At 37.3% G+C, this 20,536-nt stretch carries 24 protein-coding genes and 7 pseudogenes; 18 read left to right on the top strand and 13 right to left on the bottom strand.

The genetic code is table 11. The annotated features are described in order from the left end of the window. Positions 1–36: 36 nt before the first annotated feature. From ACWYN3_RS21265 to ACWYN3_RS21275, 3 genes and pseudogenes are all read right to left on the bottom strand, one after another. Positions 37–423 (bottom strand): hypothetical protein, encoded by a 387-nt coding sequence (locus ACWYN3_RS21265; RefSeq protein ID WP_456216241.1) that lies wholly within the window; start codon positions 421–423, stop codon positions 37–39. Further along, the gene (locus ACWYN3_RS21270; RefSeq protein WP_456216242.1) at positions 392–1,078 is read right to left on the bottom strand and encodes a hypothetical protein; all 687 of its coding nucleotides are present in this window, start codon (positions 1,076–1,078) and stop codon (positions 392–394) included. The genes ACWYN3_RS21265 and ACWYN3_RS21270 overlap by 32 nt, the downstream gene beginning before the upstream one ends. A 1-nt stretch (position 1,079) precedes the next feature. Beyond that, positions 1,080–1,588: pseudogene (locus ACWYN3_RS21275) on the bottom strand (phosphoribosyltransferase family protein). 135 nt (positions 1,589–1,723) lie between these two features. Between ACWYN3_RS21275 and ACWYN3_RS21280 the strand changes: the two are divergent. Together ACWYN3_RS21280 and ACWYN3_RS21285 are read left to right on the top strand one after the other, a co-directional pair. Beyond that, entirely contained in the window at positions 1,724–1,966 is a 243-nt protein-coding gene (locus ACWYN3_RS21280) for a hypothetical protein (RefSeq protein ID WP_456216243.1), read from the top strand. 2 nt (positions 1,967–1,968) lie between these two features. Continuing rightward, entirely contained in the window at positions 1,969–2,439 is a 471-nt protein-coding gene (locus ACWYN3_RS21285; RefSeq protein ID WP_456216244.1) for a head GIN domain-containing protein, read from the top strand. 63 nt (positions 2,440–2,502) lie between these two features. Here the strand turns inward: ACWYN3_RS21285 and ACWYN3_RS21290 are convergent, their stop codons facing one another. From ACWYN3_RS21290 to kbl, 8 genes and pseudogenes are all read right to left on the bottom strand, one after another. Continuing rightward, positions 2,503–2,904: a hypothetical protein gene (locus ACWYN3_RS21290; protein WP_456216245.1), complete on the bottom strand. Its 402-nt coding sequence runs from the start codon at positions 2,902–2,904 to the stop codon at positions 2,503–2,505. Between the two features lie 9 nt (positions 2,905–2,913). Further along, positions 2,914–4,334 (bottom strand): annotated as a pseudogene (gene rlmD, locus ACWYN3_RS21295) (23S rRNA (uracil(1939)-C(5))-methyltransferase RlmD). Between the two features lie 144 nt (positions 4,335–4,478). Next, positions 4,479–4,595, bottom strand: coding sequence for a phenylalanyl-tRNA synthetase subunit alpha (locus ACWYN3_RS21300; protein ID WP_456216246.1), 117 nt, complete (start codon positions 4,593–4,595; stop codon positions 4,479–4,481). Between the two features lie 111 nt (positions 4,596–4,706). After that, entirely contained in the window at positions 4,707–5,282 is a 576-nt protein-coding gene (locus tag ACWYN3_RS21305; RefSeq protein ID WP_068406893.1) for a TetR/AcrR family transcriptional regulator, read from the bottom strand. Next, positions 5,282–5,434, bottom strand: a complete 153-nt coding sequence (locus ACWYN3_RS21310; RefSeq protein WP_456216247.1) for a hypothetical protein — start codon at positions 5,432–5,434, stop codon at positions 5,282–5,284. The genes ACWYN3_RS21305 and ACWYN3_RS21310 overlap by 1 nt, the downstream gene beginning before the upstream one ends. A gap of 5 nt (positions 5,435–5,439) precedes the next feature. Next, complete coding sequence (locus ACWYN3_RS21315; RefSeq protein ID WP_456216248.1) at positions 5,440–5,589, bottom strand: hypothetical protein; 150 nt, start codon at positions 5,587–5,589, stop codon at positions 5,440–5,442. A gap of 140 nt (positions 5,590–5,729) precedes the next feature. Further along, positions 5,730–6,768, bottom strand: a pseudogene (pheS, locus tag ACWYN3_RS21320) (phenylalanine--tRNA ligase subunit alpha). A 142-nt stretch (positions 6,769–6,910) separates the two neighbouring features. Beyond that, positions 6,911–8,104: a glycine C-acetyltransferase gene (gene kbl / locus ACWYN3_RS21325; protein ID WP_456216249.1), complete on the bottom strand. Its 1,194-nt coding sequence runs from the start codon at positions 8,102–8,104 to the stop codon at positions 6,911–6,913. 270 nt (positions 8,105–8,374) lie between these two features. Between kbl and ACWYN3_RS21330 the strand changes: the two genes are divergently transcribed. The 4 genes from ACWYN3_RS21330 (at position 8,375) to ACWYN3_RS21345 (ending at position 10,550) form a co-directional block, all read left to right on the top strand. Next, a complete protein-coding gene (locus ACWYN3_RS21330) occupies positions 8,375–9,166 on the top strand; it encodes a LexA family transcriptional regulator (protein ID WP_456216250.1) in 792 nt (263 codons plus the stop codon). 5 nt (positions 9,167–9,171) lie between these two features. Further along, positions 9,172–9,540 carry a M24 family metallopeptidase gene (locus ACWYN3_RS21335; protein ID WP_456216251.1) on the top strand — a complete coding sequence of 123 codons (369 nt, stop codon included), beginning with the start codon at positions 9,172–9,174 and terminating at the stop codon, positions 9,538–9,540. After that, positions 9,519–9,887 carry a M24 family metallopeptidase gene (locus ACWYN3_RS21340; RefSeq protein WP_456223101.1) on the top strand — a complete coding sequence of 123 codons (369 nt, stop codon included), beginning with the start codon at positions 9,519–9,521 and terminating at the stop codon, positions 9,885–9,887. Before ACWYN3_RS21335 ends, ACWYN3_RS21340 begins: the two co-directional genes overlap by 22 nt. Positions 9,888–10,133: 246 nt before the next feature. After that, the gene (locus tag ACWYN3_RS21345) at positions 10,134–10,550 is read left to right on the top strand and encodes a nuclear transport factor 2 family protein (RefSeq protein ID WP_456216252.1); all 417 of its coding nucleotides are present in this window, start codon (positions 10,134–10,136) and stop codon (positions 10,548–10,550) included. 334 nt (positions 10,551–10,884) lie between these two features. Here the strand turns inward: ACWYN3_RS21345 and ACWYN3_RS21350 are convergent. Beyond that, a pseudogene (locus ACWYN3_RS21350) lies at positions 10,885–11,784 on the bottom strand (bestrophin family protein); the annotation flags it as partial. Positions 11,785–11,817: 33 nt separating this feature from the next. Beyond that, positions 11,818–13,364: pseudogene (locus ACWYN3_RS21355) on the bottom strand (SulP family inorganic anion transporter). Positions 13,365–13,640: 276 nt separating this feature from the next. On the opposite strand from ACWYN3_RS21355, the gene ACWYN3_RS21360 reads away from it, so the two are divergent. From ACWYN3_RS21360 to ACWYN3_RS21415, 12 genes and pseudogenes are all read left to right on the top strand, one after another. Beyond that, positions 13,641–14,696: an IucA/IucC family protein gene (locus tag ACWYN3_RS21360; protein ID WP_456216253.1), complete on the top strand. Its 1,056-nt coding sequence runs from the start codon at positions 13,641–13,643 to the stop codon at positions 14,694–14,696. A 26-nt stretch (positions 14,697–14,722) separates the two neighbouring features. Beyond that, positions 14,723–15,109 (top strand): IucA/IucC family C-terminal-domain containing protein, encoded by a 387-nt coding sequence (locus ACWYN3_RS21365; protein ID WP_456216254.1) that lies wholly within the window; start codon positions 14,723–14,725, stop codon positions 15,107–15,109. 68 nt (positions 15,110–15,177) lie between these two features. Beyond that, positions 15,178–15,483, top strand: coding sequence for a ferric iron reductase (locus tag ACWYN3_RS21370; RefSeq protein WP_456223102.1), 306 nt, complete (start codon positions 15,178–15,180; stop codon positions 15,481–15,483). A 23-nt stretch (positions 15,484–15,506) separates the two neighbouring features. Then, a complete protein-coding gene (locus ACWYN3_RS21375; protein ID WP_456216255.1) occupies positions 15,507–16,109 on the top strand; it encodes a GNAT family N-acetyltransferase in 603 nt (200 codons plus the stop codon). Between the two features lie 505 nt (positions 16,110–16,614). Beyond that, positions 16,615–17,540 (top strand): annotated as a pseudogene (locus ACWYN3_RS21380) (IucA/IucC family protein). Then, positions 17,471–17,974: an IucA/IucC family C-terminal-domain containing protein gene (locus tag ACWYN3_RS21385; RefSeq protein ID WP_456216256.1), complete on the top strand. Its 504-nt coding sequence runs from the start codon at positions 17,471–17,473 to the stop codon at positions 17,972–17,974. The pseudogene ACWYN3_RS21380 and the gene ACWYN3_RS21385 overlap by 70 nt, the downstream one beginning before the upstream one ends. Before the next feature lie 126 nt (positions 17,975–18,100). Then, positions 18,101–18,481 (top strand): annotated as a pseudogene (locus ACWYN3_RS21390) (MATE family efflux transporter); the annotation flags it as partial. A 49-nt stretch (positions 18,482–18,530) separates the two neighbouring features. After that, positions 18,531–19,025: an MATE family efflux transporter gene (locus ACWYN3_RS21395; protein WP_456216257.1), complete on the top strand. Its 495-nt coding sequence runs from the start codon at positions 18,531–18,533 to the stop codon at positions 19,023–19,025. Then, the gene (locus tag ACWYN3_RS21400; protein WP_456216258.1) at positions 19,004–19,387 is read left to right on the top strand and encodes an MATE family efflux transporter; all 384 of its coding nucleotides are present in this window, start codon (positions 19,004–19,006) and stop codon (positions 19,385–19,387) included. The genes ACWYN3_RS21395 and ACWYN3_RS21400 overlap by 22 nt, the downstream gene beginning before the upstream one ends. A 58-nt stretch (positions 19,388–19,445) precedes the next feature. Next, positions 19,446–19,679: an acyl carrier protein gene (locus tag ACWYN3_RS21405; RefSeq protein ID WP_456216259.1), complete on the top strand. Its 234-nt coding sequence runs from the start codon at positions 19,446–19,448 to the stop codon at positions 19,677–19,679. 35 nt (positions 19,680–19,714) lie between these two features. Further along, positions 19,715–20,113 (top strand): hypothetical protein, encoded by a 399-nt coding sequence (locus tag ACWYN3_RS21410; protein WP_456216260.1) that lies wholly within the window; start codon positions 19,715–19,717, stop codon positions 20,111–20,113. Continuing rightward, entirely contained in the window at positions 20,053–20,523 is a 471-nt protein-coding gene (locus ACWYN3_RS21415) for an AMP-binding protein (protein WP_456216261.1), read from the top strand. Before ACWYN3_RS21410 ends, ACWYN3_RS21415 begins: the two co-directional genes overlap by 61 nt. Positions 20,524–20,536 lie beyond the last annotated feature (13 nt).

Consider the following 20,536-nt stretch of genomic DNA (forward strand, 5'->3'; position numbering starts at 1 on the left):
CAAAATTACGCAAAAAGAGTTTCATATCAATAACACTTATTTTTTACGCTTTTGAAAGATCCTGGCAAAAACTGCATGAATTAATGACATGACCAGAAAAATCATTTGAATGGGATGGAGTAAAACGTTCCACAATGCATTTTGCCCGGCTAGAAAGGAGATCATGACCCGGCTTAAGAAAATGAGCCCCACAGGAAGGATAAGCAATCTGTAGTCATAATCAGCAAAAATAAATAAAGGCCCTCCTATCACTAAAAGAAGATAGAGCAAAGCAACAAAAATATTGTTCCCGAAATTCCTTAATAAACGCTGACCTGTTTTCTGGATCAGATCGGACTGATCATCTGACACATGACTATATATCAAATGATTACCAACCAGTGTTTCTGCTTTAAATTTCTCCTGCTTGACAGCTTTTAACAATTTCCAGAGCTTCGGGCATCTCACCTTTTAGTCTGCGGTGCCATTCGAATTGTTTATAGACAGCCGCATCAAAAAACATACATTGATTGGTTCCCGCAGAAAATGCAGGACTGGAAAACAGACGTACCAATCTTAATGGGATTAAATTCAGCAATACAAAATTATTTAGCGGAAGCAAACAATAATTGAATAATCCGATGATGGATTGTGTAGGAATAATATTAAGAAGGGTAAGATTAAAAACTTTGGTTCTGTAGATTAAACTATTGATCAGGCCGTTTTGAATAATAGTATGTGTACCCAGAAATAAAAAATAGGCTCCCGTAGCTTCATCTTCGGCAGCACCGGTTCTTTGTTTCCTCAACTGGAATCGCTGGTCAGCCGCACAAAATCCAATCAGGTCAGCCAGCGGCTCAGTATCTTTATGCTGCTGAATGATTACTTCTATATCCTGATAATCCTGCTCTTTAATTGAATTTAATAACCCCATTAAACCAACTGTATCGGGTGCAGCTTCAATCAGTATCGAAACCCCGTCATTAAAATGCCTGCCATAAACACCCAGTTTAGGATTAGACAAAAAATTAAATACAGTTACAGAGAAACGAAGAACAAGGAAGATAAGGATTATATAAATAAAAGTGATTATAAGCATATTAGCTCAAATAAACGCCATCCTCCTGTCCTTCTACATCCAAAACCACGTCTACATGTTCTTTTAGAACGGTGGCCATCTGCAGACCTACAAAATCTGTTGCTACAGGATATATTTTATGACTTCTGTCTACCAGCACAACAGTACGGATCTTTTTATGTGGTGTATTTAAGAAAACACCGAAACCATAAGCCAGGGTTTTACCACTATTCAATACATCGTCAACCAGGATGATCACTTTATTCTTTACTTTAACCGGCTCAATATCGGTCGTTGCTGTCAGACAGCTATTTTCCTTTTCCAGATCAATTCTGAGCATAGTCACGGTAAGATCAGATATTTCATTAAAACAGCTTTCAGTCTTAATGCAAGTTTATATCCTCTATCCCAGATACCTGCCAATACAATTTCCTTTTCATTTATATTATCTTCCAGTATCTGATAAGCCATACGGTTGATTTTTTGCTGGATCTGTTTTTTATCAAGAATAAGTAATTGTGAATCGGCCATCTAAATTGTGATTGTTTTAAGGGATAAAAAGAAGGATTTATTAGCTCAACCAAATATCAGAAAAATATTTTCAAAATGTTGCAACGTTTACGATGTCCGTGCGTCTAATTTAGATAAACCAATAAAACCATTCTTATGAAGTCTAACTTTTTACTCAAACCAACGTTGCTTTTGCTGATCACAGCATCGTTCAGCTCCTTCACATTAAAAGCACAGGAGACTAAAAACATATCTTTAAGCAATGTTTCAGGTGTAAGCGTTCATGCTGGTATAGACTTGTTCATTACACAGGGGAATTCTGAATCTGCCAAAATTGTAGCAAGCAGTGTGAATATATCAATGAAGTTGTTGTTGTTGAAAATTCGGGAGGAAATGTAAGTGTGAGCTGGAAAAAAAACAATTTTGGGTCAACTGCCCGCAACAATAAAAGTGCAAAGGTATATATCACCTATAAAAAATTGAACAGTATAGGTGCCAGCAGCGGAAGTAATTTAAAAACTGAAAATACTTTAAAGACAGATGCACTCGATGTGAAAGTTTCTTCGGGAGCGAATCTGACAGCAAGCATCAGCTGTAAAGACCTGCAGGTAAAAACAAGCAGTGGTGCGAACGCAACATTAAATGGAACAACAACCAATATGGAGGTGAAATCAAGTTCAGGAGCTACATTGAAAGCTTTTGATCTGACCAGTGACTATGCAAATGTGACTGCAAGCTCAGGAGCAGATATTAAAATCAATGTGGCAAAAGGATTAGAAACTACTTCAAGCAGTGGCGGCAGTATCCGTTATAAAGGAAATGCCAGCTTGAAAAATAACTCTTCAAGAAGTGGAAGTGTAAGTAAGGACTAATATAAATCAATTGAGTTTTTGTTTAAGCCCCTGACCTATTGCCATTGGTCAGGGGCTTTATATTTACTTTCTGTATGGATAGAAAATGAAATTAGCTCCTTCTGGAACAATCACAAACACACACATAAAATCTTCTGGTTTTTTATAATTTTTCAGAAAAAGTTCTTTAAGCTCTGGCTTAATAATTCCTTTCTCTACAAACTCTTCCACCATAGAAGCCTGAATATTCCAATTGGTATTCAATTCATCTTTGTTCAAAATCATCTCTCCTATTGATACCGTATGCTGGTGAGCAACAAATATTGGATTCTGAGATACTCCCTCAGCAATGATCTCTAATGAAATTTCCCTGATAGAATCAGCGTATAGTTCCAGGTCTTTTTCAAGACTTACCAATGGACTAACTTTTTTTTTTTCGCTTTTCCCCTCCTCAGGCTGTTGTGGCAATAACTCTTCTATATCCATCTCTATAAATTATTTGATTAAAGTTAATAAAACAACATTTTTACTACGTGTTGTGTATGCGGGAACATGTCGACAGGTTTAATGCGGCTTACTTCATATTTCTCTTTCAGTAAAGCCAGATCTCTTGCTTGTGTGGCTGCATTACAGCTTACATAAACAATTTTCTCTGCTTCCATTTCCAACAATCGCTCTACTACATCTGTATGCATTCCTGCACGCGGTGGATCAGTGATTACAACATCAGGCTTGCCATGTGCTGCAATAAAATCAGTAGTCAGGATGTCTTTCATATCACCTGCATAGAAAACAGTATTCTCTATACCATTAAGCTCAGAGTTGAATTTAGCATCTTCTATCGCCGTTGGCACATATTCTACGCCAATAACTTGTTTTACGCTGCCTGCGATAAAGTTTGCAATTGTTCCGGCACCGGTGTATAAGTCATAAACTAGTTCATCGCCCTTAAAACCAGCAAACTCTTTAGTTATTTTATACAGTTCATGTGCCTGTAAAGAATTGGTGATGAAAAGATTTTGCTCCAATCTTGAATTTAAGACCGTTCATTTCTTCAAAAATATAGTCTCTTCCTGCGTAAGTAATTACATCCTGGTCAAATATAGTATCGTTCTTTTTCTGATTAAGGATATAAAGCAATGAAGTTATTTCAGGAAAATTAGCTTTCAGATGCTCCATTAAACCATCTACCTGCTCTTGTTCTGCGTAAGCAAAAAAACTACCACGACCATTACTTCTCCTGTCGAAGAGGTACGGATGATTAAGTTTCTCAGGCTTCCTTCGTGGTTACGAAGGTCATAAAAGCTTAAACCATTTTTAAGTGCATATGCTCTTACTTCATTTCTTAAAGTATTTGACGGTTCTGCCTGCAGATAGCAATGCTGAATATCAAGGATTTTATCAAAACGTAAAGGAACATGGAAACCCAGGGCATTCATCTCCAGATCATCACGATCAGTCATGTCCTGTGAATTTAACCAGCGTTTATTGGAGAAAGTATATTCCAGTTTATTACGGTAATAATATTTATTTTCAGCTGAACCCAGAATTGGTTCCATAGATGAGGTGTCCACTTTTGCAAGACGCTGTAAAGCTGCTTCAACATTCTTTTGTTTAAAGTGCAATTGTGCATCATATTGCATGTGTTGCCATTTACAGCCACCACAAGTACCAAAATGTTCACAAAAAGGATCTGTTCTCAAGTCTGAAGCCGTGTGCAGTGTTTCAATAACTGCTTCTGCAAAATTCTTTTTCTTCTTTACAATTTTGACATCAACGATATCGCCTGGTACGGCTTTATCCACAAACACTACTAATTCATCGGCTTTAGCTACTCCTTTGCCTTCTTCAGCAATATCAATAATACTTAAATTGGGCAGGATTGTAACCGTTCCAGCTTTTCTATTTCTACTCATTCTGCTGCAAAGCTAAAACTTGTATTTAACAGTTCCTATTTTTTTTAGCTTAAGGACTAAGATGATCCTATTTCAACAGATAATTCAGGCATAGCAATTTCATCATGGAAGTTTAATTACAGCCACCCTTAAGAAATCAGCATGTCAGTTTTTAATTCCGAAAACCTTTAAGATTAATCCAAAAAGGCCTCCTTCAAGGTTAAAGCTGACATCGAACTTCTCATCTACCAATATCGAAATCTCTAAAACCTCTTTGCTCATTGTAAATGATGTTACAAAGTAAATATAGATGTTTATATACCGAAAACCAAATTGGTATATATACTTTATGTTAACAAATTATCAACAGATTGTTTATTGGTATCAAAAGGCTTAAAGGGCAGCTTTTACTAAAAAGGGCAGCATTTCTTTCTGGAAACTCACAAAGTTCTTACGAACATCCGAGTCACTCACAGAGGTGAAGGCAAAAGAAAAGACGATACTTTTACTAGCCTTTAATAAAAAGGCCAGTCCTTCTCTTCTGGAAGGATTGTTCTTAAAATGATCTAATCCAAGATAAGCGGAAAGCAGTAATGATTCCAGCTGATCTGAAAGATGTTTAAGGAATTCTTGTGAATTGGCATTTTCTCTAACAAAGTCCCACCCTATAAATTCGTTGCAAACGGTATAGGTGAGTCTGCATGTTTTCATAACCAAAGCCTTCAAATGTTCTTCTTCATCTACGAACTGGGCTTTGTTTTTTAAGATCTCATGCAGGTTCAGGTCAAGATAATCCATCAGAATGGCATCCAGAACTTGTTCCTTGCTTTCAAAATATTTATAAATAGTTGCTTTGGCTATCCTTGCTTTTTTTGCAATCTCATTTACGCTGGTCTTATGATAACCATACTTTCTGAATAATTCTTTGGCAGCTCTAATGATGCTCTCTTTAATTTTTTCTGGTTCCATCAATTAGTTACTCGGTAATTATTTCCTGAAATGGATATAGTATATTGTCTCAATGCTATTTTAGCTGGTGCTTTTGAAGGATTGCCATCCAATAGTGAATATTTTGCTCCTGAACATGGATCATCTAAGGTATAGGCGTTCTCTAAAGTCACGCACATCATCTGTTTTCGGGGTTTACAGTACTGCAACGGTCAAAAGCTTTGTAAGTATAACCTCCACCCCCTGCATCTATGTTATAGCCAATAACAATACCGGCAACGCCATAACCATCGATAAAAATTGCGCCCTTAGCTTTTAGATCTGACAATTGTCCCGGAGTAAAAAAAAAAACCACTCAGGTTTACAGCTACATTAGGCACCTGGTTAGTTTCTTTTCCGCAAGCAGAAAATAGAAAAAGCACTAAAAGAAAGCCCGCAATTTTACCCATATGATTAAATTAAAAGAGATTAAATCAGAGACGTTTTGAATTGTTTCAGGAAACGCTGATCGTTTTCTGAAAACAAACGTAAGTCTTTGATTTCAAATTTCAGGTTTGCAATCCGTTCAATACCCATTCCGAATGCAAAACCACTATATTTTTTACTATCGATACCACAGTTTTCCAGAACATTTGGATCTACCATACCGCAACCTAATATTTCTACCCATCCACTATATTTTACATAGTTGACAACCTGCACCTTTACAAATTGTACAGGAGATATCCATTTCTGCAGAAGGTTCTGTAAAAGGGAAGTATGATGGACGGAAACGCACTTTAGTACCTTCACCGTATAATTCCTGTACAAAATAAAACAGCGTTTGTTTCAGATCTGCGAATGAGACATTCTCATCAACATATAAACCTTCTACCTGGTGAAAGAAACAATGAGCTCTTGCAGAAATAGCTTCATTACGATAAACACGTCCTGGCATTAAAGCTCTGAAAGGAGGTTTTCCTGCTTCCATCATTCTTACCTGCACAGAAGAAGTATGTGTTCTTAGCGCGATATCACCATTTTCTCCACCTTTCTTAATGAAAAAGGTATCCTGCATATCTCTTGCCGGGTGTTCTTCAGGAAAATTCAGGGCAGAAAAGTTATGCCAGTCATCTTCTATTTCAGGTCCCTCAGCTACAACAAATCCCAGTTTACTAAAAATATCGACGATTTCTCTTACTAAAAGCCAGAGGATGGCGTGCACCAACTTCAAAACCAGCACCCGGAAGTGTTAAATCTAAACCAGCATCTTTTCTGGTCAGTTCTGTACTATCCGATTCTTTAAGTGTCTGATACTTTGCTTCAGCGAGTTGTTTAAACTCGTTCAGGACTTTTCCAAGCGTTCTCTTTTCTTCCGGAGATACTGCTTTAAATTCATCAAAAAAATATCTTTTATAATTCCCTTTGTTCCAAGGAATTTAATTCTGAACTGCTCTAATTCGTCTGCATTTTCTGTAGAAAATGCATTTATTTCTGTAGTATATTCTGTGATTTTAGCTTGCAACATGATGCCAAATATACAGCTATTTCATTAATATCTTAATAACCGGCAAATCGCAAAATGGAAAGGACAGATATTTGACGTTAAAAAAAGAAACCGTCATTCCTTTATAAAGAATGACGGCCTATGTTAGTATATACAGAATAGACTAAGAAATCACTTTCAACTCTTTACCAACTTTAACAAAAGCAGCAATTGCTTTATCAATGTGATGTTGTTCATGGCCAGCAGAAAGCTGTACACGAATACGTGCTTTACCCTGAGGAACAACCGGATAGTAAAATCCAATAACGTAAATTCCTTCATCCAGCATTTTTGCTGCGAATTCCTGTGCAAGTTTCGCATCATATAACATCACCGGTACAATCGGGTGAATTCCTTCTTTGATATCAAATCCTGCTTCCGTCATTTTCTGGCGGAAATAAAGTGTATTATGTTCTAATTTATCTCTAAGTGCTGTACTTTCATTTAACAATTCAAGAACTGCAACAGAAGCACCTGCAATTGCCGGAGCCAGCGTATTAGAAAACAAATATGGTCTTGAACGCTGACGCAGCATATCAATAATTTCTTTTTTACCAGCAGTGAAACCTCCTGAAGCACCTCCAAGAGCCTTACCTAAAGTACCTGTGATAATATCTATTCTATCGATTACTCCGCAATGCTCATGAGTTCCTCTTCCTGTTTTCCCCATAAATCCGGAACAGTGAGATTCATCAATCATAACCAATGCTTCATACTTATCTGCCAGGTCGCATATTTTATCCAGCTGTGCAATAGTTCCGTCCATAGAAAATGCACCGTCAGTAACGATGATTCTGTGACGGCAATCAGCTGCTGCTTTAAGCTGCTCTTCCAGATCTGCCATATCACTATGTTTGTAACGGAAACGCTTTGCTTTACACAAACGCACGCCGTCAATGATTGATGCATGGTTCAGTTCATCAGAAATGATCGCATCCTGATCGTTAAATAAAGGCTCGAATACTCCGCCATTTGCATCAAAAGCTGCTGCATACAGAATAGTATCTTCAGTACCCAGAAATTCAGAAAGTTTTTGTTCCAATTCCTTATGTATATCCTGAGTTCCACAGATAAAACGAACAGAAGACATTCCGTAACCATATTTATCAATCGCATCTTTTGCAGCGGCAGTTACCCGGGGATCCGAAGATAACCCAAGGTAGTTATTATTGGCACAAAAATTCACCACTTCCTGACCTGTACTTACTTTGATATCAGCTCCCTGAGGAGTTATGATTACTCTTTCCCGTTTGTATAATCCGTCTTTTTCTATTTGTTCTAATTCCTGTTTAAGAACAGGTTGCAGTGTTTTATACATATATGCTAGTTATTTGATGCAACCAAAGTTATAAAAATATCAACTTAGTAGCTGTTTAAATTTATTCTGTTATTTATCACTATGATTTGAAATTCGCGTTATCCTTACATTGATTTCTAAATAAATTAATAACAATGAATAAATAATAATTCTAACAACATACTTTAAAAGAATTTTATGTCGTATATTGCAATAAATTATAAAGTAAAGATAATTTACAGCTAATATATAATTAACAAGCATTAGTAATTAATTTTCTCAATTAGACATATGACTGATAATCAAAGAAAAAATTTCGGACCAAGATTAAAAGAAATCAGGTTAGCAAAGAAAATGACGCTTCAGGAATTTTACAGTCCGATAGCAAAACACGTAAACAACTTCTCGCCTATAGAAAATGGATCAAGAATGATTGGTAAAAGACTCTCTGAAGATGTAGTAAAACATTATCATATCAATGAAACCTGGCTGGCCACTGGCGTGGGAAAAATATTCTCAGGAGGTGATGCACTTAAAGAAGCCATAAAAAACAATACAGAATCACAACAAGGGGTTCCTTTTATTAACGTTAATCCTTCAGATTATTCATCAGGAGAACTTAATTTCTTAAAAGAGAAACCAGAGTACTATGTAAATTTCAGACCTTTTAACGACTGTGATGCCTACCTGCCGGTATATGGAGATAGCATGTATCCAAAATATTCAAGCGGAGAGATTATAGCAATCAGAGAAGTGGTCAATAAAGACATCATTCAGTGGGGAGAAGCATATTTGATCATGGCAGACGAAAGTGCAAATAACATTAGTACCGTCAAATTGCTTTTTCAGCATACAACACCAGATAAAATTATATACTCCGCGCAGCAAACCCGGATTACATTGGGGATACAATCCTGGATAAGAGTTCAATTAAACGATTATTTATTCTCAAAGGAAAAATTACCAGGAACCAGCTGTAACATGAAATTTGATTATTCCATGAAACTAAAACCAGCCAGAGCAGAATCCCTTTTAGAGAATTACTGTACCTTTGTATACAAATTATTAATCAACGATAAATAGCTCATATGTCAATCACATCAGCAGACGAATTACAAGGAATGCAACGCGTAAGCGAAGCTGTTGCAAATACGCTTAAGCAAATGCGTGAATTTGCTAGACCAGGTATATCTACTAAAGAACTGGATGACTTTGGGGGTAAAATATTAGCTGATTATGGTGCAAAATCTGCTCCAAAACTGACTTATGGTTTCCCGGGATGGACTTGTATCAGTCTTAATAACGAAGCAGCACATGGTATCCCTGCAGAAGACAAAATCCTTGCAAATGGTGATTTGGTTAATATTGATGTCTCCGCGCTGAGCTTGATGGTTTCTGGGCCGATAATGGTGGTTCTTTTGTTCTTGGAGAAGACATTAATAATCATCAACCTCTAGTTGATGCTTCAAGGGATATTTTATATAAAGCAATCAGCAAAATAAGAGGTGGTTTCAAAATTGCTGATATCGGTCGTCTGATAGAAACTGAAGCTAGAAAACAAGGTTTTACAGTTATACGCAATTTAGCTGGTCATGGTGTAGGAAGAAGCCTTCACGAATCACCAGACTGTATTCTGAATTGTTATGATAAATACAATACACAAAGGTTTAAGAAAAATTCAACTGTAGCCATAGAGACTTTTATTGCCACAACATCAAGTATAGCTGTTGAGCAGGCAGATGGCTGGACGCTAAAAGGAAAAAAGGTGGTTTTGTCGCACAACACGAACATACCATTCTGGTAACTGATGGAGTTCCTCAGATTCTGACCCTGGCCAATGGTATCTAATTATTAAATCTTCAAAATAGAAAAAAGAGCCCGTATCATTAATCAAAAATGATACGGGCTCTTTTTTTCTATTTTGAAGATTACCTGAAAATTAATTAAATTAACGATAAAAAACTAATCCTCCTGAGCTATGAAACACATAATAACGTTTTTTTTAACAGCTTCAATATTATTTTCTTGTCACAACGTAACTCAAAAAAGTATGGAACAAAGTAAAAACGAAAAGTTAATAAGAAATTATTTTGAACATTTCAATAATCATGACTGGACAAAAATGGCGAATATGTATACTGAAGTAGCAGAATTTAAAGATCCATCTTTAGGTCAGCAGATTGTGAAAAAAGAAAGAGAGCAAACAATTAAAAAATATCGGGAATTGAACCAGACATTTCCAGATCTTAAAGACAAAATATTAAATATCTACCCTTCAGGAGAAAAAAATATAATCGTAGAATTTATTTCAACTGGAACAGCACCTGACAACTCTAAATTTGAATTACCCATTTGCACGATCTTTACCATTGAGGATGGATTGATCACAAAAGATTTCACTTACTATGACAATTTCGAAGAAAAAAAAAAGAAAGGGATGTTCCATCCAGACACATCCCTTTTCTAACCAAATATAAACCTGTATGAACGGGTTTTCCTTTTATGTATCTGTATAGATACGCATATCATATATATAAAAACTGAGCCAGTTTTACAAACTGTCCATTTTCTGAATATTAGAGAAAAAAAAAACTGCTTAACTGACCTGATTATGAATTTATTCGTACGAATAAAGACCTAGAACGACCTGTTTACTATTCAAATATCATAAAAACATCATTTACCGTCGGATAATTAACATTTTTTAACAATAATATGTTATAAAATCGTAATTACCATAAGCAACCAAAAAATTAAACGCAAATTAAAAACAGTTATTGTGATTATTTCTGATAAAAAGATTAGTCCAGTATATAGCCCTTCTCAGTCGTCGATACAGAAATTTCACGCTCAGACATCTCCAGTAAAGTAGTTTCTATCATCGTACACAACGAATTCAGGGCAAGGTCATTTGGTTCCAATCCGAAAGGATCTTCCAGCTCATCTGCCACTGCTTCTAAGGCAACAAAAGTGTAAGCTATAAAGACAACGATAACTGGCATCATCCAGCCTAAACTATCAACAAAGCCAAATGGCAGTAAAAAACAATAGATATAAACAGTACGGTGCAATAATACTTTATAGGTATATGGAATTGGTGTACTGACAATCCGCTCACATCCGCCCAGAATATTCGATAATTCATTTAAATTCTGGTCAAAGCTAGCTGCAAGAATAGAATCAAAATCTCCATTCAATTTCCGGCTTTTCACCCACCCTCCCATTTCTTTAAGCAACATAGCAGGCTTATAAATTGCGGGTTTTAGTTTATCAGCTAATAATGAGCCCGAAATTCTGGTGATATCAATCGTAGCATCTGAATGGCGCAGCTGATGTTTAAGTGCGTAAGTAAATGAGATTAGTAAATTAACAAATTCATCATCTACTCCTTTACGATCTTTTTCGCCAGCAAAAGTTTGCACCTGTCTTGTCAGAGACCTTGTTGTATTTAACAGAGATCCCCAAAGTTTTCTGCCTTCCCAAAACCGCTCATAGCTTACATTATTTCTAAAACCAAAGAATATGGCCAATGCAATACCAAAAAGCGTGAATGGTCCGGGGTTTAGTTGTATTTTATAATTAAAAACCGAACCGCGACAATAAACTATGATTATAGAGATCAGCAATAAAAGTATAAGACGGAAAAGAATCTGAGGTAAGACAGATCCTTCCCAAATAAAGAGCATTCTTAGCAGTTTTCTTTTTTTTTTTCTTTTTTCCTGATTATCATAGTTTTATTTTCTATCTGTGGCAATAAGGTATTTCGGATCTTCTAAAATATTAACTTCAATCACCGATTCAGCATCTTTTAATAATCTTCTGCAATCAGCACTCAGGTGCTTAAGGTGCAAAACCCTGTTGGTTTCAAGATAACGTTTCGTTAAATTTATTAATAGCATCAATAGCAGACATATCTGCAATTCTGCTCTCTTTAAAATCTATAATTACCCGCTGAGGATCTGAGGAAATATCAAATTTTTCATTGAATGTAGTCACCGATCCAAAAAACAGAGGCCCGAATAACTCGTAATGCACAGCTCCTTCAGTATCCAGATACTTATTGACACGCATACGCTTAGAGCTTTCCCACGCAAAAAAGAGCGCAGATAAAATTACTCCAATAAGAACTGCCAAAGCCAGGTTATGCAACCAGACTGTTATTGCAGCAACCAATATCCCTACAAAAACATCTTGTTTGGGCATCTTGTTAATAATCCGGAAACTCATCCATTCAAAAGTACCTATCGCAACCATAATCATAACCCCTACCAATGCTGCCATTGGCACTCTTTCAATAATCGGGGCACCCCAGATGATAATGATGAGAATAGTTAAGGCCGCAATAATACCTGACAGACGGGCTCTTGCACCAGCAGAAAGATTAACCAATAACCAATGTCTGTGCGATCATTGGGCACCCTCCCATTCCAAAAAAGAACCCGTTCAAAATATTAGCCCCACCCTGCGCAATACATTCTCTGCTGCTGTTTCCTTTTGTCTCTGTAATTTCATCGACTAGATTAAGAGTTAGTAACCCTTCTGTTAAACCTACACCCGCCATAATCAATGCAAATGGAAAAATCACACGAAGTGTATTCAGATTAAGGGGAACAGAAGGAATATGAAAAGGAGGAAAACCACCGCTTACCGCAGCAATATTCCTTACGATCTTAGTATCAATTCCCGCAATTAAGACAATAACAAATACAACGATTATAGCCACCAATGATGAAGGAACAGCTTTAGTTAGCTTAGGAAGTAAAACCACAATCGCTATTGTCAAGGACACCAGGCCCAGCATAATCCAAAGCGGATTACCCGAAAGCCATACAGCATGTCCATTAATCACCGTTTTGAATTGCTCGAGCTGTGACATAAAAATAATGATTGCCAAACCGTTTACAAAACCAAACATGACGGGTTGTGGTACAAGCCTGATGAATTTACCCAGCTTAAAAATCCCTACCAATATTTGTATTAACCCGGCTAAAGCAACAGCAGCAAAGACATAATCTATACCATGAGATTTCATTAATGCAATAAGCACAATTACAGTGGCACCTGCACCTCCTGATACCATACCCGGTCTGCCTCCAAAAACTGCGGTAAATAACCCCATAATAAAAGCCGCATATAATCCCACCAATGGAGGAAATCCGCCAAGAATAGCAAAAGATAAGGATTCTGGAATCATGGTCATCGCAACCGTCAAACCAGCAAGAATTTCTACTTTATAATTAATCTTTTGAGAAAAATCGAAAAGATTTAGATATGACTTCATCAGGAGTCAAAGCTAATCAATAAAATTAAAATGAATAGGTTATCCCTAGGGATTACAGCAAGGAATTCTTGTTTTCGTATTTGTAGATACTATTTAACTAATTCGGTCGTTGAGCAAAGTTTTACTTGTTATTTATAATTATTATAAATAGGTTTTACCACATTAATTTTAATCGATCTAAATAAGAATAATTGATATAATTAAACAAATTGACTACAGATAATTTAAAAGAAGCTCGATTTTTTTGAGAAAAATTTACCCTACATCTATTACAATATGAAAACTACAAACACCAAATTCGACTTAACCGAGTTGCGTAAGCAGGCGGAACAAGTTAATTTCAAATCCCTGATCAATTGCTGCTGCCGCGAGTTTAACAACTGGAGCCATTATGAAGGTATTCCGAAATACGATGTAGCCCTCGCTGATTTTATGCAGTCGACCGGTTATACCTCGTTTTTAAGATTTGATTTTACCAGCATAGGAATAGAAGTATTTGCACCACTTGCTTATTTCTCGGACAGCGGAGTTCATTCTTTCTTTTTCCCCGTTGTGGAACGTAATTGTGAAACTGATGTTATTCGTGAAATAGATCCAAAGCGGTTTCTCGGGTTAATAGCTGAATTTGCAAAAGACAGTTATCCTGATGTTGATCCTGAAATTACCCTTGGGCGTCTGGAAAACAGTATCAGCAATTTAAGAGGCTACCTGTTTAATTTTCAAGAAAACAACCGAACAGCTAATCAGCCTGAGTTATCATTTATTGAGGCCGAACAATCTCTGATTCTGGGGCACAGTGTACATCCTTTGCCAAAAAGCAGAGAAGGTTTTACAGAAAGAGAACTTGCTCAGTATTCTCCGGAAACAGGAGGACAATTTCATCTGCATTATTTTCTGATTCATCCTCAAAATGTAACTGAAAAAACTTCTGAAAAAGAACTGACAACAACTCAGTTAAGAAATGAGATAATAACCCATGGCAATGATGCTGTAAAAAATATCATACAACAATATCCGGACTGGACAGTAGTTCCTGTACATCCCTGGGAAGCTGACTATCTGTTAAACCTGGCAGAGGTTAAAGAAATGCAATCAGATGGACTTTTACTTAGTCTTCTTGGCAAATTCGGTCCATTATTCACTGCAACATCATCTGTTCGTACGGTATACAATGCAGAAAGTGAATGGATGTATAAATTCTCTCTGCATGTAAAGATTACAAATTCTTTCCGCGTGAATTACCCACATGAATTACATCGTGGTTATGATGCAAGTGTTTTGTTAAAAAAACATCATGGGGTCAGGGTATACAAAAGGATTTTCCTGAAATAAATTTCATCACTGATCCGGCCTTTATCATGGTTAGCTATAAAGGGCAGGTTATTGATGGTTTTAGTACCAGTATCCGTCAGAATCCTTTCAGAGCAGAAGCCGCAAAAAAGAATGTTGGTTTAGTAGCTTCTCTATCTCAGGATGGAATATTAGGGCAGGCACCAAGAATGCTGAACCTGATTGAAGAAGCTGCAAAACGCCGGAATAAATCAGCAGAAGAGACTGCACTTGCCTGGTTTAGTCAATATCTAAAAATCACCATCAAACCGCTGGTAGGTATTTTTAATAAATACGGATTAGGCGGGGAATATCATCAGCAGAACATGCTGGTTGAATTTGATGAAGATCTTTTCCCTTCAAAACTTCATTTCAGAGACAATCAGGGTTATTTTTTCCGCCAGGGAAAAAAGTAGAAGAACTTTATACGGTTATCCCTGATTACGGTATAGACAGCAGATCTTTCATTGCAGAGCCCAGACTAATTAATTTTCATAGCTACTATTTACTGGTCAATCACTTGCTAGGCCTTGTTAATGCTCTAGGCAGAAGTAAGCTTGCTGATGAACAGACGCTGATCAGTTTGCTTTATGATGCTTATTGGGCAGAGGAAGAAGCTGATACAACAGGACTTGTTGCTCATTTGCTCCACAGTACCAAACTGACTGTTAAAGGTAATTTGCTTACTAACCTGAACAATATGGATGAAGCCAGTGCACCAAGAACCCATCCTGCTATTTATAAAGATTTTCCTAATCCATTAAATAAAAAGGTTTTCTCCAAAGACTGATTAAACCTGAAGGTAAAGAGGTTGTGTTCAGCCGTTATTTTGCTAAAGAAGATGTTGAAATTACTATTCGTCCTTTAGACCTTGACCGTGATCTTGAAATGCTGCACGAGTGGTTTCACCGTGAACATGCCTTAAAAATCTGGAAAATGAACTGGCCGATCCGTGAACTGGAAACCTTTTACCGCACATTACTTGCGGGGGATGTCGTAAACAGCTATATCGGAGAAGCTAATGGTGTACCAACTTTTAACTTCGAAGTGTACTGGGCCTGCCGCGATTTACTTTCCGGTTACTATGATGCACTATCAACTGATTATGGTACACATCAGTTCATCGCCCCGGTTGATCCGAAATTAAAATATGCTTCACCATCTACACAATCTATACTTGATTTTGTCTTCGCTGAGCCAAAGGTTGGAAAGATGGTAGGTGAAGGGTCGGTAGATTCAATGGCTTCTATTATGAACAAGGCACATGTAGGCTTCAAAATTGAAAGGGTAATAGAACTACCAGACAAGAAAGCAAATTTGAATTTTTGTTACCGGGAGTGGTATTGGGCTAAATTCCCTGCTGCCAAAGATTTCCGAAATGAGCTGGTATCCGAGCTTAGTACTAAAAAAGTATAAGCAAATATTTGTAGCCCACAACCAAAATCATCTCAAAATGAAAACAACAAATTTAACAGGGAGCGTAGAACCCCTGAATATCACTATATGGGAAAAAGTGAACCTGAATCTGTTTGCTAAAACGCTTACAGAATTAATGCACGAACAGGTTGCCCTTCCGCAGATCATCAGTAAAACTGAAGAAGGCCTGATTCATTTCAGGTTGAATACCGATCATGAAAACATCTACTATACATTTTCAGCTTATCCGCGGATGCTGGATTACTGGCACATTCTAAAACCTTCCATTAAAAAACATGAAAATGGGAAAGAGAAACCAGCAACAGATGTTCCCGCTTTTTTTATTGAACAGCAGCAAAGTTTCGGCCTTAACTCATCATTTACATTAGCTCATTACATAGAAGAAATTCTGCATACTTTATACGCAGATGCCTTTATTCAGTCGAAAGGCCGTATCGCAGTTGGTACGCTCGCTGACGCAGATTATCAGACTATTGAGCATCAAATGGATGGACATCCCTGGATTATAGTCAATAAAGGCAGACTTGATTTCAACCATGCAGATTACCTGGAATATGCTCCTGAATCCAATAAAACTATTAAGCTTTTATGGATTGCCGTCCATAAAAGCCGCGCTGCTTTTAAAGCAGTCGATGAGATTAATGAGCAGGAATTTTTCGAAGCTGAATTAGGAAAAGAAAAACTAAATAAATTCGCCGAAATTTTATCCGGCAAGAATGTAATTCCTTCAGACTACTTATTTATGCCGGTGCACGAATGGCAGTGGAATAATAAACTGCTTATTTTGTTTGCATCTGACATTGCAAACCAAATGCTTATACCTTTAGAAGCTGGTGACGATATATACTCCCTCAACAGAGCATCAGGACTTTTTTTAACCTGAGCCATCCTGATAAACACTACGTCAAAACAGCGATTTCTATCTTAAATACAGGTACGGTAAGAGGATTACCACCAAAACAACTGGCAATCGCCCCGCGTTTAACCGCATGGCTTAGAAGTATATTATTAAATGACCAGTATCTCCAGGATCTTGGTCTGATTCTATTAGGTGAGGTTGCAACTATTGGTTATTTACATCCTAATTATACGGAAATTACAGATCCGCCATTTCAATACAACGAGTATCTTGGTGTATTATGGCGTGAGAGTCCGGGTAAATTTCTGAAACAGGGAGAACGGCTAATGACTATGGCTTCCTTGTTATACATAGATGATACTGGAAAAAGCTTTGTGGCAGAGCTTATAGAAAAATCAGGCCTTTCTGCAGAGCAGTGGTTAATGAGTTATCTGAATGCTTACCTCAAACCGCTGTTGCATATCTATTACCAGCATGCTGTTTGTGTCAATCACATGGAGAAAATGTCATCCTCGTATTGGAGAATTATGTTCCTGTCCGTATTGTTCTGAAAGATTTTGCAGGTGATATCTTATTGAATGAAGAGGCTCAGGAAAAACTACCTAAAGACTTTTCAGAGAATATGATCCTGTCATCTAACCCGGAAAACGTACCACTGGTTATCCTTATTGGAGTATTCGAAGCCTTCTTCAGGTATTTGGGCGACATCTTCGAAACTTCTGCTGGTTATGATGAAAAATCCTTCTGGAGATGTGTGTATAATGTTGTACAAAGCTATCAGGATGAACACCAGGAACTGAATGCCAAATTTGAAAGGTATAATTTATTTGTTCCGCATTTTAAACGTCTTAATATCAACAGTCAGCGTTTGTTTAACGGATATAAAGAAACAACCGGATTTGCAAGATCATTTAAAAGTGGTGCGTTAAACAATCCGCTTACCCAGTTCAAAGCTGCTGAGTCTGCAATTTTAAAAGAAAATTAATGAAGACAATAAATAATCTTGCAGACGCGGTCAATTCTGCTGCTGCTATGGCAGGCTTTACAAGGCACGGAGAAAAAATTCACTACTGGCGGAATTAACAGGGCAATTGTATTGTTGTCCGTGCCCATGGTTCTGGAGCTGACCATGGAGTCACTTTTTGTTTTCGTGAATATATTTTTTGTCAGTAAGCTTGGTGCCGATGCCATTCTCATTGTTGGGATCACTCAGTCCATAACCGCAGTAGCTTATTCTGTGGCCATGGGATTAAGTATTGCCGCATCCACTATTATAGCCAGACGTGTTGGGGAAGCTAAATTTGAAAGTGCGGGTTCTACTGCCATGCAGGCTATCTATGTAGGCGTATGTATTGGTGGTTTCATTGCTATTCTGTTATGTATTTTCTCACAGGAAGTCTTACATGCGGTAGGTGCTCCCGATCATTTGATTATCAATGGCCACTTATTCTCTCAGCTCATGTTAGGCAGTGTTTTTTTACTGATCCTCAGAATGCTGTTTAAATGGTATTTTTCGTGGAGCAGGAGACGCTGCTATGGCGATGCGAAACTTATGGGTTTCCAACCTGATCAATATTATCTTATGTCCTATCCTGATTTTTGGCTGGGGAATTATTCCGGCCTTTGGTCTGACCGGGGTCGCATTAGCTACTGTTATTGCCCGGGTCATAGGTATTATTTATCAATTCTGGTATCTGATCTGGGGCAAAACTATTATTGTAATCAAAAAGGCACAATTGGTTTTTGTACCAGAAATTGTAAGAAGTATACTACGATTAGGCTTTGCAGGCACTTTCCAATACCTGATCCCTTCATCCAGCTGGCTGATTATGACAAAGATTATTACACATTTTGGAGCAGATGCTTTTGCAGGATATATTATTGCCCAGCGAGTAGCTTCAGTAGCTACAATGCCAGCATGGGGAATTGGGAATGCTGCTGGTGTGCTGACCGGGCAGAACATGGGGGCTAAACAACCTGAACGTGCAGAACAAACGCGGTATGGAGAGCGGGCATGTTCAACATGTGCTTTTTAAGCCTGGTCGCATTATTCTGGCTGTTTTTTGCTAAGGATGTCATTGGCATATTTACTACAGTGCCCGGGATACTTCAAAGCGGGGTCATGTATATTCAATACCTGTCCATTGCTTATATTTTACTAGGGTATACCATGGTCATTTCCAGAGCACTGAATGCTGCCGGCAATGTAAAACAATTGACTTTGCTGTATATACTTATGTTTTATATCACCCAGCTTCCCTTAGCCTGGTTCCTTGGGATAAATATGAACTGGGGAACTAAAGGCGTCTTTATTGCGATTCTAACTTCAGAACTGGTTCTGGCTATCGCTTGTATTATCATCTTCAGAAAAGGTGACTGGAAGAAAACAAAAGTTTAAAATAGATGACCATCATCTGGTCTTAATCATTATACCAAAAAAAAAAAATAATATGAAAATGTCACCAAAATTACAAGAAGTTTTCTCTACTGCTTTAGCACTCCCCAATGATCAGATCACGGATGATTTAGCTTACCAGAGCGTTCCTGAATGGGATTCCATGTCGCATATGATTCTTATTGCAGAACTGGAATCTAAATATTCAATTACTATAGAAACAGAAGATTTACTTGAAATGACTGATGTCACCAATGTGATCACACGATTAAAGAAATATGGTGTCGAGGCTTAATTAAAAAAGCCCCTATTCTAAAAAAAACACAACCTATGAGACTTTATGATTTAATACGAAGCAATAAAAATCTGGTTTATATTGATGCCTTAACGGATACATCCTATGGCATTAATGAGTTTCACCAATCTATAGCGATTGAGGATAAAAAAGCCGTTGTTTTCTTGTATACAGATAATATGATCGGCTCTGTAGAAGTCTTTTTGAACTTCCTGCAAAGCCGTTTTACAGTGAGCTTATTAAGCCCGCAACTGGATATCCAGTTTAAGCTTGAACTGGAACAGCTCTATCAGCCTTATTATATCTATGACCCTACAAAACAAGAACAGCGGTTGAAGGCTTTAATCTTTACGAAGCATCGTCAAGAATTCAATTGTTTAAAAACCAGTCAGAACCAGACTATCCGGTGCATGAGGAGCTTAAATTATTACTAAGTACTTCAGGAACTACCGGCTCTCCAAAATTTGTAAAGTTATCTGAAGATAATTTAGTGCAGAATGCATATTCCATATTGGAATTCCTCCCTATCAAAGAAACAGATGTAACACCACTTAACGTCCCGATTATTTTCGTCTATGGATTATCCATTTTTACCAGTAACTGTATTGCAGGTGGAAAAATGATTTGTACCAACAGAGATATCTTACAGAAAACCTTCTGGGAAGACTTTGAGAAATATCAATGTACCTCTATCGGGGGTGTCCCTTATGTTTATGAAATGCTCAACCGCATTGGTTTTTTCAAAAAAGAATATCCTTCGTTAAGATACATGACTCAGACCGGAGGAATTCTTAACCATACCCTTGTTCAGGTTCTTGCTGAGAGCACGGTAAAAAAAACATAAAACACAGTTTTTT

The sequence above is a fragment of the Pedobacter sp. NJ-S-72 genome (assembly GCF_053890575.1).

Coding starts and splice junctions, on each gene's coding strand:
- ACWYN3_RS21395 (WP_456216257.1), top strand. CDS start 18,531: ATGCGAAACTTATGGGTTTCCAACCTGATCAATATTATCTTATGTCCT.
- ACWYN3_RS21400 (WP_456216258.1), top strand. CDS start 19,004: ATGTTCAACATGTGCTTTTTAAGCCTGGTCGCATTATTCTGGCTGTTT.
- ACWYN3_RS21300 (WP_456216246.1), bottom strand. CDS start 4,595: ATGAGCAAAGAGGTTTTAGAGATTTCGATATTGGTAGATGAGAAGTTC.
- ACWYN3_RS21360 (WP_456216253.1), top strand. CDS start 13,641: ATGAAAACTACAAACACCAAATTCGACTTAACCGAGTTGCGTAAGCAG.
- ACWYN3_RS21270 (WP_456216242.1), bottom strand. CDS start 1,078: ATGCTTATAATCACTTTTATTTATATAATCCTTATCTTCCTTGTTCTT.
- ACWYN3_RS21290 (WP_456216245.1), bottom strand. CDS start 2,904: ATGGATATAGAAGAGTTATTGCCACAACAGCCTGAGGAGGGGAAAAGC.
- ACWYN3_RS21280 (WP_456216243.1), top strand. CDS start 1,724: ATGAAGTCTAACTTTTTACTCAAACCAACGTTGCTTTTGCTGATCACA.
- ACWYN3_RS21365 (WP_456216254.1), top strand. CDS start 14,723: ATGGTTAGCTATAAAGGGCAGGTTATTGATGGTTTTAGTACCAGTATC.
- ACWYN3_RS21335 (WP_456216251.1), top strand. CDS start 9,172: ATGTCAATCACATCAGCAGACGAATTACAAGGAATGCAACGCGTAAGC.
- ACWYN3_RS21405 (WP_456216259.1), top strand. CDS start 19,446: ATGTCACCAAAATTACAAGAAGTTTTCTCTACTGCTTTAGCACTCCCC.
- kbl (WP_456216249.1), bottom strand. CDS start 8,104: ATGTATAAAACACTGCAACCTGTTCTTAAACAGGAATTAGAACAAATA.
- ACWYN3_RS21305 (WP_068406893.1), bottom strand. CDS start 5,282: ATGGAACCAGAAAAAATTAAAGAGAGCATCATTAGAGCTGCCAAAGAA.
- ACWYN3_RS21410 (WP_456216260.1), top strand. CDS start 19,715: ATGAGACTTTATGATTTAATACGAAGCAATAAAAATCTGGTTTATATT.
- ACWYN3_RS21345 (WP_456216252.1), top strand. CDS start 10,134: ATGGAACAAAGTAAAAACGAAAAGTTAATAAGAAATTATTTTGAACAT.
- ACWYN3_RS21330 (WP_456216250.1), top strand. CDS start 8,375: ATGACTGATAATCAAAGAAAAAATTTCGGACCAAGATTAAAAGAAATC.